Below are 14,461 nucleotides of genomic sequence, written 5' to 3' on the forward strand. Positions count from 1 at the left end.
GAACAAGTTGCCGGATGCGGAGCAGCCCGTATTGTCGCAGGAAGCGTGCCGGCCGCCGGCTGTACTAAAATGGGCGGGCAAGACAGGTCGGGCAATCGCGGCGGGTGCGAATCCGTCGAGGAAGGTCCGGACTCCACAGGGCAGGATAGCGGCTAACGGCCGTCCGGCCGCGCCGCAGGGCTTGTCCCGGCGGCGCGGGCGAGGAACAGGGCCACAGAGACGAGTCTGCGGGGCGGGCGCGCCAGGCGCGCACCGGCACGGCCATCTCCGTGCCGCGCCGTCCGTCATGGGCGGCGGCATCGCAGGGTGAAACGCGGCAACCTCTATCCGGAGCAACACCAAATAGGCATGCGTGGACCCACGGGTCCGAAGGGCGGCTCGTCCAAGCATGCGGGTAGGTGGCTACAGCGGTCCAGCAATGGCCCGCGCAGAGGAATGATTGCCCGCCGGGGCGACCCGGCGTACAGAATCCGGCCTATAGACCTGTCTTGCCGCTGAATCCGGGCCGCCAGGCCGGTCTCGCTCGCGCGGGGCCGAACGTAAAACAATGAAAGCACGCCCGATCCGGGCCATTTCTGAAGAAGGACTTTTAATTGTTACTGCAACCCCCTGATTTATCAGGGGGTTTTTGTTTTGGGAAATCTCGAAAGTCTCCTAAGTCCTTGTTGTGATTGAAAAAATTGCAACCACGCGCTTGACCGGGTTTGTCCATTACCGTAGAGTGGGAAAAAGTAGGAATTTGTGCAATTAAGTGGGGTTACTGTGGTGTTCCAGGGAAGCAGCGCGCTGACGCTCGATGCCAAGGGACGGATCTCGATTCCGACCCGGTATCGTGACGCGCTCGTCGCGCAGGCCGAAGGCCGGCTGACCCTGACCCGCCACCCTGACGGCTGTCTGCTGGTGTACCCGCGGCAAGAATGGGAAAAGAAGCGCGAGCAGATCGCCGCGTTCCCGATGTCCGCGCGCGCGCTCCAGCGGCTGCTGCTGGGCAACGCCCAGGACGTCGAGCTCGACGGCTCTGGTCGCGTGCTGATCGCGCCCGAACTGCGCAACGCTTCCGGTATGACGCGCGATGTGATGCTGCTCGGTATGGGCGCGCACTTCGAGCTCTGGGATGCCGCTTCCCTGGCCCGCCGCGAGGCGGAAGACCTGGCTCAGGGGATGCCGGACGTGTTGAACCAGTTTTCGTTCTGAAACCGCGTATGGAATTCGAACATCGGCCCGTGTTGCTGGAGCCGACGGTGGATGCGTTGCTGCTGGCCGGTTTCGGCGGCAAGGGCGCGACACGGTCGGGCCGGCAGGACGACGCGCAGGCCGGCGAACGGGCGCAGCGCGGGGTGTTCGTCGATGGCACCTTCGGGCGCGGCGGACACAGCCGGGAACTGCTGCGCCGCCTGGGCGGGCAGGCCAGGCTGGTGGTGTTCGACAAGGATCCCCAGGCGATCGCCGTGGCCACGGAACTGGCCGCGGATGATCCCCGGGTGACGGTGGTGCATGGCGGCTTCGGCGCCATGCAGGAAGCATTGGCGGCGCGCGGCATCGGGGCCGTCGATGGGGTGATGCTGGATCTGGGCGTTTCGTCGCCCCAGTTGGATGATGCCGGGCGGGGGTTTTCGTTCATGCGCGAAGGCCCGCTCGACATGCGGATGGATACGACCCGCGGCCCCACGGTAGCGGATTGGCTGGCGCAAGCCAGCGTGGATGAAATGCGGGAGGTCATAGCGGATTATGGCGAAGAACGGTTTGCTTTTCAGGTTGCAAAGGCGATTGCTGCTCGCCGCGCAACACGGCCGCTGCGCACCACGCTCGAGCTTGCCGAGTGCGTCGCCAGCGCCGTCCGCACGCGCGAAAAGGGGCAGCATCCGGCCACACGCACCTTTCAAGCTTTACGGATTTACATCAATCGGGAACTCGAAGAGCTCGCGCGCGCCCTCGCGGCAGCTCTAGAGCTGCTCGCCCCGGGGGGGAGGTTGGCGGTGATCAGCTTTCATTCGCTTGAGGACCGCATGGTCAAGCAGTGCATTGCGGCGGCGGCCAGGCCGGCGGCCGCCCATGCGCGCCTGCCCCTGCGCGAAAGCGAAATGCCGCAACCCCTGGTGCGCTCGCTGGGCCGGGTGCTGGCCGACGAGGCGGAAACCGCCGGCAATGCGCGCGCCCGTTCGGCGGTGCTGCGCGTGGCCGAGCGCACTGCCACGCCGTTCGGCGCCGAGGGCGCCGCGGCCTTCGTGCCGGATGTCCACATGCCCGGCGAGGGCGGTGCCGGCCGGCGCGCCGCCAAGCGGAGGCCGCACTGATGGGACGTACCAGCCTGCTCCTGGCGGTCTTGCTGATGCTGTCGGCCATCTCGCTGGTCACCAGCCGCTATCACTCTCGCCAGTTGTTCATCGAACTGGACCGTAGCAACGCCCAGGCCCGCTCGCTGGATACCGACTGGCGCCGGCTGCAGCTCGAGCGCGCCGAGCTGGCGCGCAATGCCCGTATCGACCGCGCGGCACGGGAGGATCTGAAAATGATCCCCATCGTGCCCGACCGCACTCTCTATTTGAACCAGCCGCCCATTCCCGGCGCCGGAGGCACGCAATGAAGCGCGTGCCGTTTTTCGACAATCCCGTGCTGCGCGGGCAGTTGCCGACCTGGCGCGCCCGCCTGGTGCTGATCATGTTGCTGGGCAGCTTCGTGGTGCTGGCCGGCCGCGCCCTGTACCTGCAAGGGCTGTCCACCGAGTTCCTGCAGCAGCAGGGCGAGCGGCGCTACGAGCGCACGCTGACGCTGGCGGCCACGCGCGGCAAGATCCTCGACCGCAATGGCGTGGTGCTGGCTTCCAGCGTGCCGGCGCGCGCCATCTGGGCCATCCCCGAGGACGTCAAGCCGGCCACGGCGGCGCAATTGGCCGAGCTGGCCAAGTTGCTCGACACCTCGGTGGCCGACCTGCGCGGCCGCCTGGCCGATGAAGACCGCAATTTCGTCTACCTGAAGCGCCAGGTGCCGATGGAGCTGGCCGACCAGATCAAGCAGCTGGACGTGCCGGGTATCCACCAGCAGCCGGAAACGCGCCGCTACTATCCGGACGGCGAGGTCACCGCCCACCTGGTCGGATTCACCAATGTCGAGGACAAGGGCCAGGAAGGCATCGAGCTGGCGTTCGACGACCTGCTGTCGGGCCGTCCGGGCAGCCGCCGGGTCATCAAGGACCGCCTGGGCCGCGTGATCGAGGATGTGCAGGCGGTGACGCTGCCCGTCAATGGCCGCGACCTGCACCTGTCGATCGACGCGCGCCTGCAATACCTGGTGTATCGCGAACTGAACGACGCCATGGAGCGGCACCAGGCGGCCGCCGCCAGCGCCATCATCATGGACGTGCGCACCGGCGAGATTCTGGCCATGACCAGCTTGCCGACCTTCGATCCGAACCGTCGCGAGACCTTCCACGCGCCGAACCTGCGCAACCGGGCCATCACCGACACCTTCGAGCCGGGTTCGATCATGAAGCCGTTCACGGCGGCGCTGGCGCTGGACCTGGGCCGCATCAACGTCAACACGCAATTCGAGACCGGCAACGGCAGTTTCCGCTACCAGGGCAATACCATCCACGACGTCAGCCGCAATGGCACGATCAACGTGGCCGGCGTGCTGCGCCGTTCCAGCAATATCGGCATGACGCTGATCTCGGAAAAACTCGAGTCGCGCGAAATGTGGGAGCGCTTCACGGAGCTGGGCCTGGGCCGCGCGCCGGAACTCGGCTTTCCCGGCGCGGCGCCCGGCCGGCTGCGGCCGTGGGACCGCTGGCGCCTGATCGAAAAAGCGACCATGGCGTATGGCTATGGCCTGTCCGTGTCGCTGCTGCAGATGGCGCGCGCCTATACGGTGTTTGCCCGCGACGGCGCCATGGTGTCCCCTACGCTGGTCAAGCGCGACAGCGATCCCACCAGCGTCAAGGTATATAGCCCGCAGACCGCGCGGATGGTGCGCGCCATGCTGGAGGCCGCCGCCGGCCCCGACGGCGCCAAGGCGGCGCAGGTGCAGGGCTACCGGGTGGCCGGCAAGAGCGGCACCGCGCGCAAGATCATCGATGGCAAGTACAGCAAGCGCTACCGCAGTTCGTTCGTCGGTTTCGCGCCGGTGTCGGACCCGCGCATCGTGGTGGCGGTGTCCATCGACGATCCCAAGGCGGGCGGCTATTACGGCGGCGCGATCGCGGCGCCCGTGTTCTCGACCATCGTCGGCGGCAGCCTGCGCATGATGAGCGTGCAGCCCGACGCGCCGTTCGAATCGACCATCGTGGCGGGCGTGCAGGAGCAATCGCGATGAGCGCGCACCCCGCACTTTCCCTGGCGGCCGTCGATGCGCTGGCCTGGCTGCGCGCGCGCGTGCCGGCCGGCGCCGACCTGCGGCTGGATTCGCGCGAGGTGGCGGCGGGCGATGTGTTCGTCGCCTGCGAAGGCGGCGCCGCGGACGGGCGCCACTATATAAGCCAGGCATTCGCGCGCGGCGCCGCGGCCGTGCTGTGCGAGGCGCCGGCGCCGGCCGACGCCGCGGGCGATTCCCGGGTGCGCGAGGTCGCCGGCCTGCGCGGCCTGCTGGGGGAACTGGCCGACGACTGGTACGGGCATCCCTCGGCCGCCCTGAGCGTGGTGGCCGTCACCGGCACCAACGGCAAGACTTCCTGCGTCCAGTGGGTGGCGCAGGCGCTGAACCGCGCCGACAAGCCGTGCGGCAGCATCGGCACGCTGGGCGCGCTGTTGCCCGACGGCCGTTCGCTGGGCGGCGACCTAACCACTCCCGATGTGCTGACCGTGCACCGCCTGCTGGCGTACATGCTGGCCGAGGGCGCCCAGGCCGTGGCGCTGGAGGCTTCCTCCATCGGCCTGGAACAGGGGCGGCTGGACGGCGTGCGCATTGCCGTGGCCGGCTTCACCAACCTGACGCGCGACCATCTGGACTACCACGGCTCCATGGAACGCTATGAGCAGGCCAAGGCGCTGCTGTTCCAGTGGCCCGGCCTGGAGGCGGCCGTGGTCAACGCCGACGATGCCGCCGGCGAGCGCCTGCTGCGCGCCCTGCCGCGCGAGCTGGCGGTCGGCTATACGCAGCAGGACAGCCCGGCCGCGTTCCAGGCCCGCGACCTGCAGGCGACCGCCCACGGGCAAGTCTTCACGCTGGCCACGCCCGACGGCGAGGCGCAGATCGTCACCTCGCTGCTGGGCCGCCACAACGTCTCGAACCTGTTGTTGGTCGCGGGCGTGCTGTACAAGCTGGGGTGGCCCCTGGGGCAGATCGCCCGCGCGCTGGCATCGACCGCGCCGGTCGACGGCCGCCTGCAGATGGTGGCGCCGCTGCCGACGCGCACGCTCAGCGCGGGCGGACGCGGGCCGCTGGTGGTGGTGGATTACTCGCATACGCCGGATTCCCTGGCGCGCGCCCTGGTGGCGTTGCGGCCGGTGGCCGACGCGCGCGGCGGCAGGCTGGCATGCCTGTTCGGCTGCGGCGGCGAGCGCGATCCCGGCAAGCGGCCCGAGATGGGCCGCATCGCGGCGGAACTGGCCGACAAGGTCACGGTGTCCAGCGACAACCCGCGCGGTGAGGATCCGGCCGCGATCATTGCGCAGATCCTGCCGGGCATCCCGCGCGGCACCCGCTACGTCGTCGAGCCGGACCGCGCCCGCGCGATCATGCAGACCGTCTGGGCGGCCGATCCGGACGACGTGGTGCTGCTGGCCGGCAAGGGCCACGAAACCTATCAGGAGATCCGCGGCGTCAAGCTGCCGTTCGACGACCGCGAATGGGCCCGGCTGGCCTTGCTGCTGCCGCACGCCGGCGGCCTGTCGACCGACACGCGGCGGATCGGTGCCAACGAGATCTTCCTGGCGCTGGCCGGCGAGCAGTTCGACGGCCATCATTATCTGGCGCAGGCCGAGGCCGCCGGCGCCTGCGCCGCCGTGGTCGCGCATCCGGTGGACGGCGTGTCGCCGCCCCAGTTGGTGCTGGGCGATACCCGCCAGGCCTTGATGCGCATCGGCGCGGCATGGCGCGCGCGCTTCGCGCTGCCGGTCATCGCCGTGGCGGGCAGCAACGGCAAGACCACTACCAAGGAAATGGTCTCCGCCATCCTGGCCGACTGGCAAGGCGAGGCGGGGCGGCTGGCCACGGCCGGCAATTTCAATAACGATATCGGCGTGCCGCTGACGCTGCTGCGGCTGCGCGCGCAGCACCGAGCCGCCGTGTTCGAACTGGGCATGAACCATCCCGGCGAGATCGCGCTGCTGGCCGCCGCGGCCGCCGCGTCGGTCGCGCTGATCACCAATGCGCAGCGCGAACATCAGGAATTCATGCATTCCGTCGAGGCGGTGGCCCAGGAGAACGGCGCCTGCATCGAAGCCTTGCCGGACGACGGCGTGGCCGTGTTCCCCGGCGACGATCCGCATTGCGGCGTCTGGGAAGCCCAGGCCGGCGCCCGGCGCGTGCTGCGCTTCGGCTTGCAGCCGGGCCTGGATGTCTATGCCGAACATGTCCAGGCCACGCCGCAGGAGACGCGCTGCCGGGTGGTGACGCCGGCCGGCTGCGCCGACCTGGTGCTGCCGGTGCCCGGCGTGCACAACCTGCGCAACGCCCTGGCCGCGATTGCCGCCACCCTGGCTGCCGGCGCGCCGCTGGACAGCGCGGTGCGCGCGCTGGCGGCTTTCAGCGCGGTGGCGGGGCGGATGCAGCGCAAGGCGCTGGCCGACGGCACGATCCTGATCGACGACACCTACAACGCCAACCCGGATTCGGTGCGCGCGGCGGTCGATGTGCTGGCGCAGCTGCCGGCGCCGCGCGCCCTGGTGCTGGGCGACATGGGCGAAGTCGGCGACAACGGGCCGGCGATGCACCGTGAAGTGGGCGAGTACGCGCGCCAGCACGGCATCGACGTCTTGTACACCCTGGGCGAGGCCAGCCGCGACAGCGCGGCGGCGTTCGGCCAGAAGGCGCTGGCCTGCGGGTCGGTCGACGAAATCGTGGCGGCGCTGCGCAACGCGCGGCCGGCCAGCATATTGGTGAAGGGTTCGCGCTTTATGCGCATGGAGCGGGTAGTGACGGCGCTTTCGACCAACAATAACAACACCATGGCCGGGCGCCAGGGAGATCCGCATGCTGCTTGAAATCGCCCGCTGGCTGTCCGACGATGTGCGCGCGATCGGCGTGCTGGAATACATCACCATGCGCGCCGTGCTGGCCTGCGCGACGGCCCTGCTGATCGGCCTGGTGGCGGGACCGCGCGTGATCCGCAAACTTACCGAGATGAAGATCGGCCAGGCGGTGCGCGCCTATGGCCCGGAATCGCACCTGGTCAAGACCGGTACGCCGACCATGGGCGGCGCGCTGATCCTGATCGCCATCGCGATCAGCACGCTGTTGTGGGCCGACTGGACCAACCGCTTCGTGTGGGTCGTGCTGATGGTCACCTTCGGCTTCGGCTGGATCGGCTGGATGGACGACTACCGCAAGGTGGTCTATCGCGATCCCGAAGGCATGCCGGCGCGCCAGAAATTCTTCTGGCAGGCCACGATCGGCCTGGTGGCGGCGGTATACCTGGCGTTCGCCGTGTCGGCGCCGGCCAATACCGAGCTGTGGCCGCTGTTCAAGGCCTGGGTCAGCAGCGGCTTCGCCATGCCGCTGCCTACCCGCGCCGACCTGATCGTGCCGTTCTTCAAGTCGGTCAGCTACCCCCTCGGCGTGCTGGGCTTCGTGGCGCTGACCTGGGCGGTCATCGTCGGCACCAGCAACGCGGTCAACCTGACCGACGGGCTGGACGGCCTGGCCATCATGCCCACCGTCATGGTCGGCAGCGCGCTGGGCATCTTCGCCTATGTGGTGGGCCGGGTCGACTATTCCAAGTACCTGCTGTTTCCCTACATTCCCGGCGCGGCCGAACTGATGGTGCTGTGCGCGGCCATCGCCGGCGCGGGCCTGGCGTTCCTGTGGTTCAACGCTTATCCCGCCCAGGTGTTCATGGGCGACGTGGGCGCCCTGGCGCTGGGCGGCGCGCTGGGCACGATCGCCGTGATCGTGCGGCAAGAAATCGTCCTGTTCATCATGGGCGGCGTGTTCGTGGTCGAGACGCTGTCGGTGATGATGCAGGTGACCTGGTTCAAGTACACCAAGCGCAAGTACGGGCAGGGGCGGCGGATCTTCCGCATGGCGCCGCTGCACCACCATTTCGAGGTGGGCGGCTGGAAGGAAACCCAGGTCGTCGTGCGTTTCTGGATCATCAGCATGATGCTGGTGCTGGTAGGTCTTTCCACATTGAAGTTGCGATGAACAGTCCCGAAACCTCCCGTGCCGATGCGCCGCTCGTCCTGATCCTCGGATTGGGCGAGACGGGTGTCGCCGCCGCGCGCTGGAGCGCCCGCCAGGGCGCCAGCCTGCGGGTGGCCGACACGCGCGCGGAGCCGGGCGGGCTGCAGGCGCTGCGCGACGCGCTGCCGGATGCGCAGGTGGACTATCGCCTGGGCTGCGGCGATGCGTTCGATCCGGCCCTGCTCGACGGCGTGTCGCAACTGGTGCTCAGCCCCGGCCTGCCGCCGGGACAGGCGCCGGCCCGCGACCTGCTCGACCTGGCCGCCGCGCGCGGCATCGAAGTCGTGGGCGAAATCGAATTGTTCGCGCGGGCGCTGGCGGACCTGGCCGAGACGCGCGACTATCGGCCGCGCGTGCTGGCCATCACCGGCACCAATGGCAAGACCACCGTCACGGCGTTGACGCGCCAGCTGGTGCTGGCGGGCGGGCTGAGCGCGCGCGCGGCCGGCAATATCGGCCCGGCGGCGCTGACGGCCCTGATCGACGCGCTCGATGCCGACGACCTGCCGCAGGTCTGGGTGCTGGAGCTGTCCAGCTTCCAGCTCGAGACCACGCATACGCTGGCGCCCGATGCCGCCACGGTGCTCAATGTGACCCAGGACCACCTGGATTGGCACGGCGACATGCAGGCCTATGCGAATGCCAAGGCGCGCCTGCTGAAGCTGGCCCGGGTGGCGATCGTCAACCGCGACGACGCGCGCGTGGCCGGCATGGTCGAGTCGCTCGATGGCATGGACGTGCGCAGCTTCGGCCGCGACATGCCGGCGCTGGTGGGCGACATGGGCCTGGAGCTGGGCCAGGGCGTCGCCTGGCTGGTGGCCTGCGAGCCCAACGATTTCGACGAGCCCGCGCCGCCGGTGCGGCGCAAGAAGGGCGCGCCGCCGCCGCGGCGCGCCGCCGGCCGCATCAGCCGGCTGATGCCGCTGGACGCCATGCGCATCCGCGGCCAGCATAACGGCCTGAACGCGCTGGCCGCGCTGCAGCTGGCGCGCGTGCTCGACATCGGCTGGGGGCCGATGCTGCGCGCGCTACGCGACTACGCAGGCGAGCCGCACCGCGCCGCATTCGTGCGCAGCGTGGGCGGGGTCGACTACATCAACGACAGCAAGGGCACCAATGTCGGCGCCACCGTGGCCGCCCTGGAAGGACTGGGGCAGTCCGTCGTGCTGATTGCCGGCGGCCTGGGCAAGGGGCAGGATTTCTCGCCGCTGGCGCCCGTGGTGGCCCAGCATGCGCGCGCCGTGGTCCTGATCGGCACCGACGGCCCGCAAATCGGCCGTGTGCTGGCCGATACCGGCGTGCCCTGCGTGGCGGCCGAGGACATGCGCGCGGCGGTGCGGCGCGCGGCCGAGCTGGCGCAGCCTGGTGACGCCGTCCTGTTGTCGCCGGCCTGCGCCAGCATGGACATGTTCCGCAACTATCCGCATCGCGGCGCGGTGTTCGTGGAAGAGGTCGAAGACCTGGCCCGAGACCGGGGAGAGGTGTGATGAGCCTGTTCGCCGAACTGACCGCCAGCGTCAATGCCGTCCGGCCCGGGCGCACCCGCATGCGCAATTACGATGCGCCGCTGGTGCTGGCCGCCACGACCCTGCTGCTGCTGGGGCTGCTGATGGTGTATTCGGCCTCGATCGCCCTGGCCGACGGGCCGCGCTATGCGTCCTACGGCCGCTACTACTTCGTGATCCGGCATGGGTTGTTCCTGGCGGCCGGGCTGCTGGCGGGCGCCGTGGTGTTGTCCATTCCGATCCGGGTGTGGCAGCGCCTGGCGATGCCGTGCTTCATGGCGTCGCTGGCATTGCTGGTGCTGGTCCTGATCCCGGGCGTCGGTCGCGAAGTCAACGGCGCGCACCGCTGGATTCCGCTCGGGCCGCTCAATTTCCAGCCGTCCGAGCTGATGAAGCTGGGCGCGCTGCTGTATGCCGCCGACTATACGGTGCGCAAGCAGGAGCACATGCAGGCGTTTTCGCGCGGCTTCCTGCCCATGGCCTGCGCGCTGGGCGGCGTGGGCATGCTGCTGCTGCTGGAGCCCGACCTGGGCGCCTTCATCGTCATCGTGGCGATCGCGGTCGGCATCCTGTTCCTGGGCGGCATCAACGGCAAGTACTTCAGCAGCCTGCTGGCGGTGCTGGTGGGCACTTTCCTGGCGCTGATCTGGCTGTCGCCGTGGCGGCGCGCGCGCCTGTTCGCCTACCTGGACCCGTGGAACGACGCCAACGCCTACGGCAGCGCCTACCAACTGTCGCATTCGCTCATCGCGCTGGGGCGCGGCGAGTGGCTGGGCGTGGGACTGGGCGCCAGCGTCGAAAAACTGCACTACCTGCCCGAGGCGCATACCGACTTCCTGATGGCGGTGGTGGGCGAGGAACTGGGCTTCGTCGGCGTGCTGCTGGTGATCGTGCTGTTCGGGGTTGTCATCTACCGCGGCTTCGACATCGGCCGCCAGGCCATCGCCATGGAACGCACTTTCGCCGGGCTGGCCGCGCACGGCGTGGCGATCTGGATCGGCGTGCAGGCGTTCATCAACATGGGTGTGTGCCTGGGCCTGTTGCCGACCAAGGGCCTGACCTTGCCGCTGATGAGCTACGGCGGCTCGGGCATCGTGATGAACCTGTGCGGGCTGGCGATCCTGCTGCGCGTCGACATCGAGAACCGCATCATGATGCGCGGGGGGCGGACATGACCGCGCGCACCGTGCTCATCATGGCTGGCGGCACCGGCGGGCACATCATGCCCGGGCTGGCGGTGGCCGACGTGCTGCGCGAGCGCGGCTGGCGGGTGTTCTGGCTGGGCAATCCCGACAAGATGGAGGGCCGCCTGGTGCCGCCGCGCGGCATCGAGCTGGTGCCGCTGCATTTCCAGGGCGTGCGCGGCCGGGGCGCCGCCGCCATGCTGAAGCTGCCGTTCCTGTTGCTGCGGGCGGCCGGGCAGGCATGGCGCCGCCTGTCGCAGGTGCGCCCCGACGTGGTGCTGGGCATGGGCGGCTACGTGGCCTTCCCGGGCGGCCTGGTGGCCGCGCTGCGCGGCCTGCCGCTGGTGGTGCACGAGCAGAACGCGGTGGCCGGCACGGCCAACCGCTGGCTGGCCCGGCTGGCGCGTCGCGTGCTGAGCGGCTTTCCCGGCGTGTTGCCGCGCGGCGAGGCCCTGGGCAATCCCGTGCGCGCCGACCTGTGCGCCTTGCCCGAGCCGGCCGTGCGCTATGGCGCGCGCAGCGGACCGCTGCGCATCCTGGTGGTGGGCGGCAGCCAGGGCGCGCAGGCGCTCAACGCGGCGCTGCCGCGCGCGCTGGCCCTGGTCGAGCCGCAGGCCCGTCCGCAGGTCGTCCACCAGGCCGGCGCCCAGCATGTCCAGGCGCTGCGCGATGCTTACGCCCAGGCCGGCGTGCAGGCGGACTGCCGCGATTTCATCGAAGACATGGCGGGCGCCATGGCCGGCGCCGATGTGCTGGTGTGCCGCGCCGGCGCCATGACCGTGGCCGAAGTGGCGGCCGCCGGCGTGGCGGCGCTGTTCGTGCCGTTCCCGCATGCCATCGACGACCACCAGACCGCCAACGCGCGTTTCCTCAGCGAGGACCAGGCCGCCTGGCTGCGGCCGCAGGCCGACCTGACACCCGAGTGGCTGGCGGCATGGCTGCGCCAGCTCACCCGTCCGGAACTCCAGGCCGTGGCCGAGCGGGCGCGCCAGCATGCGCGCCCGCTCGCCGCGGCCCATATCGCCGATGTCTGCGAACAGGCAGCGAGGCGCTCATCATGAAACACAGAATCCAGCACATCCATTTTGTCGGCATCGGCGGCTCGGGCATGAGCGGCATCGCCGAAGTGTTGCTCAACCTGGGCTACACCGTCAGCGGTTCCGACCTGCACGAATCGGCCGTGACCCAGCGCCTGGCCGCTCTGGGCGCGCGCATCGCGCAAGGCCATACCGCCGGCAACGTGGCCGGCGCGGGCGCTATCGTGACGTCCACCGCCGTCGCCGGCGACAACCCCGAAGTGATCGCCGCCCGCGCGGCCGGCATCCCCGTGGTGCCGCGCGCCATCATGCTGGCCGAGCTGATGCGCCTGAAGCGCGGCATCGCGGTGGCCGGCACGCACGGCAAGACCACCACCACCAGCCTGGTGGCCAGCCTGCTGGCCGCCGGCGACCTGGACCCCACCTTCGTGATCGGCGGCCGCCTGAACTCGGCCGGCGCCAATGCGCGGCTGGGGCAGGGCGAGTACATCGTGGTCGAGGCCGATGAATCGGACGCTTCATTCCTGAATCTGCTGCCCGTCATGGCGATCGTCACCAATATCGACGCCGACCACATGGACACCTATGGCCATGACGTGGCGCGGCTCAAGAGCGCGTTCATCGAGTTCACCCAGCGCCTGCCGTTCTACGGCAGCGCGGTGCTGTGCGCCGACGACGCCAATGTGCGCGAGATCATGCCGTTCGTGTCGCGGCCCATCACCACCTACGGACTCAGCCCGGATGCGCAGGTGCGCGCCGAGGACGTGCAGGCCGACGGCACCCGCATGCGGTTCACGGTGCGCCGCCGCGATCGCGCCACCGAACTGGCGCCGCTGGCGGTGGAGCTGAACCTGCCCGGATTGCACAACGTGCGCAATGCGCTGGCCGCCGTGGCGGTGGCCACCGAACTGGGTGTGCCGGACGCCGCCATCGGCCAGGCGCTGGCTTCGTTCAAGGGCGTAGGCCGGCGTTTCACCCAGGTGGGCGAGTTCGCCGCGCCGGCCGGCGGCACGTTCACGCTCATCGACGACTACGGGCATCATCCCGCCGAAATGGCCGCCACCCTGGCGGCGGCGCGCGGCGCCTGGCCCGACCGTCGCATCGTGCTGGCGTTCCAGCCGCACCGCTACACCCGCACGCGCGATTGCTTCGAGGATTTCGTGCGAGTGCTCGGCAACGCGGATGCGGTGTTGCTGACGGAAGTCTATTCGGCCGGCGAGCCGCCGCTGGTGGCGGCCGACGGCCGTGCGCTGGCCCGGGCGCTGCGGGTGGCCGGCCGGATCGAGCCGGTCTTCGTCGAGGACGTGGCCGAGCTGCCGCAGGCCATCCTGGATTTCGTGCGCGACGGCGACGTGGTGGTGGTCATGGGGGCCGGGTCGATCAGCAAGGTGCCCGCCCAGGTAGGAGAACTGGCATGAATCAGCCCGTGAAAACGCCCGTCGACGTGCAAGCGCTGGGCAAGGTGGGTGTCCTGTACGGCGGCCGTTCCGCCGAGCGCGAAGTGTCCCTGATGTCCGGCAAGGGCGTGCACCAGGCGCTGCAGTCGGCCGGCGTCGATGCGCATCTGTTCGATACCGGCGAGCATTCGCTGGGCGAGCTGGCCGCCGCGGGCTTCGATCGCGTGTTCATCGCCCTGCATGGCCGCTACGGCGAAGACGGCACCTTGCAGGGCGCGCTGGAGCTGCTGGAGCTGCCCTATACCGGCAGCGGCCCCATGGCTTCCAGCCTGGCCATGGACAAGACCATGACCAAGCGCGTCTGGCTGCAGCATGGGCTGCCCACCCCGGCCTTCGAGCTGCTGGACGACTCCTCGGAACTGCGCACCGTGCCGGACCGGCTGGGCCTGCCGCTGATCCTCAAGCCGCCGCACGAAGGGTCGACCGTGGGCATCACCAAGGTGGTGGGCTACTCGGACATGAAGGAAGGCTATGCCCAGGCGGCGCGTTTCGACGCCGCGGTGCTGGCAGAGCAGTTCATCGCCGGACGCGAACTGACCGTCGCCGTGCTGGGCACCGGCCGTTCGGCGCGCGCCCTGCCGGTCATCGAGATCGTGGCGCCCGGCGGCAACTATGACTACGAGCACAAGTACTTCTCCGACGAGACCCAATACTTCTGCCCGGCCGACCTGCCTGCCGAGGTGGCGGAACAGGTGGCCGACCTGGCGGTGCGCGCCTATCGGGCGCTGGACTGCGCCGGCTGGGGCCGCATCGATTTCATGCTGGACCGCGGCAATCAGCCGTGGCTGCTGGAAGCCAACACGTCGCCGGGCATGACCGGCCATTCGCTGGTGCCGATGGCGGCCAAGGCGGTCGGCATGAGCTACGCCGAACTGTGTGTATCCATTTTGTCCGAGGCCGCGTGCAAGGTGCGCAGCCCGGCCCGCAACCCCTGACCGGAACGA

General features: G+C 69.6%; 11 protein-coding genes and 1 other RNA gene. All 12 read left to right on the forward strand.

The genetic code is table 11. The features are described from left to right. Positions 1-79: 79 nt before the first annotated feature. The 12 genes from rnpB (at position 80) to CAL24_RS03315 (ending at position 14,452) form a co-directional block, all read left to right on the forward strand. Positions 80-494, forward strand: an RNA gene (gene rnpB, locus CAL24_RS03260) — RNase P RNA component class A. 271 nt (positions 495-765) lie between these two features. After that, positions 766-1,194 (forward strand): division/cell wall cluster transcriptional repressor MraZ, encoded by a 429-nt coding sequence (mraZ, locus tag CAL24_RS03265; RefSeq protein ID WP_028356849.1) that lies wholly within the window; start codon positions 766-768, stop codon positions 1,192-1,194. Positions 1,195-1,202: 8 nt separating this feature from the next. Continuing rightward, positions 1,203-2,294, forward strand: a complete 1,092-nt coding sequence (gene rsmH / locus CAL24_RS03270) for a 16S rRNA (cytosine(1402)-N(4))-methyltransferase RsmH (protein ID WP_094805707.1) — start codon at positions 1,203-1,205, stop codon at positions 2,292-2,294. Next, the gene (gene ftsL, locus CAL24_RS03275) at positions 2,294-2,584 is read left to right on the forward strand and encodes a cell division protein FtsL (protein WP_028356847.1); all 291 of its coding nucleotides are present in this window, start codon (positions 2,294-2,296) and stop codon (positions 2,582-2,584) included. Before rsmH ends, ftsL begins: the two co-directional genes overlap by 1 nt. After that, entirely contained in the window at positions 2,581-4,308 is a 1,728-nt protein-coding gene (locus CAL24_RS03280; protein ID WP_028356846.1) for a peptidoglycan D,D-transpeptidase FtsI family protein, read from the forward strand. The genes ftsL and CAL24_RS03280 overlap by 4 nt, the downstream gene beginning before the upstream one ends. Further along, positions 4,305-7,136 (forward strand): bifunctional UDP-N-acetylmuramoyl-L-alanyl-D-glutamate--2,6-diaminopimelate ligase MurE/UDP-N-acetylmuramoyl-tripeptide--D-alanyl-D-alanine ligase MurF, encoded by a 2,832-nt coding sequence (gene murF / locus CAL24_RS03285; RefSeq protein ID WP_094805708.1) that lies wholly within the window; start codon positions 4,305-4,307, stop codon positions 7,134-7,136. The genes CAL24_RS03280 and murF overlap by 4 nt, the downstream gene beginning before the upstream one ends. Continuing rightward, the gene (gene mraY, locus CAL24_RS03290) at positions 7,126-8,295 is read left to right on the forward strand and encodes a phospho-N-acetylmuramoyl-pentapeptide-transferase (protein ID WP_028356844.1); all 1,170 of its coding nucleotides are present in this window, start codon (positions 7,126-7,128) and stop codon (positions 8,293-8,295) included. Before murF ends, mraY begins: the two co-directional genes overlap by 11 nt. Beyond that, on the forward strand, positions 8,292-9,821 hold the full coding sequence (gene murD, locus CAL24_RS03295; protein ID WP_094805709.1) for a UDP-N-acetylmuramoyl-L-alanine--D-glutamate ligase: 1,530 nt from the start codon (positions 8,292-8,294) through the stop codon (positions 9,819-9,821). Before mraY ends, murD begins: the two co-directional genes overlap by 4 nt. After that, on the forward strand, positions 9,821-11,014 hold the full coding sequence (ftsW, locus tag CAL24_RS03300; protein WP_094805710.1) for a putative lipid II flippase FtsW: 1,194 nt from the start codon (positions 9,821-9,823) through the stop codon (positions 11,012-11,014). Before murD ends, ftsW begins: the two co-directional genes overlap by 1 nt. After that, positions 11,011-12,084 carry an undecaprenyldiphospho-muramoylpentapeptide beta-N-acetylglucosaminyltransferase gene (murG, locus tag CAL24_RS03305; protein ID WP_028356841.1) on the forward strand — a complete coding sequence of 358 codons (1,074 nt, stop codon included), beginning with the start codon at positions 11,011-11,013 and terminating at the stop codon, positions 12,082-12,084. The genes ftsW and murG overlap by 4 nt, the downstream gene beginning before the upstream one ends. After that, complete coding sequence (gene murC / locus CAL24_RS03310) at positions 12,081-13,478, forward strand: UDP-N-acetylmuramate--L-alanine ligase (protein ID WP_094805711.1); 1,398 nt, start codon at positions 12,081-12,083, stop codon at positions 13,476-13,478. The genes murG and murC overlap by 4 nt, the downstream gene beginning before the upstream one ends. After that, entirely contained in the window at positions 13,475-14,452 is a 978-nt protein-coding gene (locus CAL24_RS03315; protein ID WP_094805712.1) for a D-alanine--D-alanine ligase, read from the forward strand. The genes murC and CAL24_RS03315 overlap by 4 nt, the downstream gene beginning before the upstream one ends. Positions 14,453-14,461 lie beyond the last annotated feature (9 nt).

Origin of the sequence: Bordetella genomosp. 2 (genome assembly GCF_002261345.1) — a bacterium.
GTDB lineage: Bacteria > Pseudomonadota > Gammaproteobacteria > Burkholderiales > Burkholderiaceae_B > Bordetella_A.

What these genes read in the sequence shown, in the direction of transcription:
- rsmH (WP_094805707.1), top strand. Translation starts at nt 1,203, where the DNA reads ATGGAATTCGAACATCGGCCCGTGTTGCTGGAGCCGACGGTGGATGCG.
- ftsL (WP_028356847.1), top strand. Translation starts at nt 2,294, where the DNA reads ATGGGACGTACCAGCCTGCTCCTGGCGGTCTTGCTGATGCTGTCGGCC.
- CAL24_RS03280 (WP_028356846.1), top strand. Translation starts at nt 2,581, where the DNA reads ATGAAGCGCGTGCCGTTTTTCGACAATCCCGTGCTGCGCGGGCAGTTG.
- murF (WP_094805708.1), top strand. Translation starts at nt 4,305, where the DNA reads ATGAGCGCGCACCCCGCACTTTCCCTGGCGGCCGTCGATGCGCTGGCC.
- mraY (WP_028356844.1), top strand. Translation starts at nt 7,126, where the DNA reads ATGCTGCTTGAAATCGCCCGCTGGCTGTCCGACGATGTGCGCGCGATC.
- murD (WP_094805709.1), top strand. Translation starts at nt 8,292, where the DNA reads ATGAACAGTCCCGAAACCTCCCGTGCCGATGCGCCGCTCGTCCTGATC.
- ftsW (WP_094805710.1), top strand. Translation starts at nt 9,821, where the DNA reads ATGAGCCTGTTCGCCGAACTGACCGCCAGCGTCAATGCCGTCCGGCCC.
- murG (WP_028356841.1), top strand. Translation starts at nt 11,011, where the DNA reads ATGACCGCGCGCACCGTGCTCATCATGGCTGGCGGCACCGGCGGGCAC.
- murC (WP_094805711.1), top strand. Translation starts at nt 12,081, where the DNA reads ATGAAACACAGAATCCAGCACATCCATTTTGTCGGCATCGGCGGCTCG.
- CAL24_RS03315 (WP_094805712.1), top strand. Translation starts at nt 13,475, where the DNA reads ATGAATCAGCCCGTGAAAACGCCCGTCGACGTGCAAGCGCTGGGCAAG.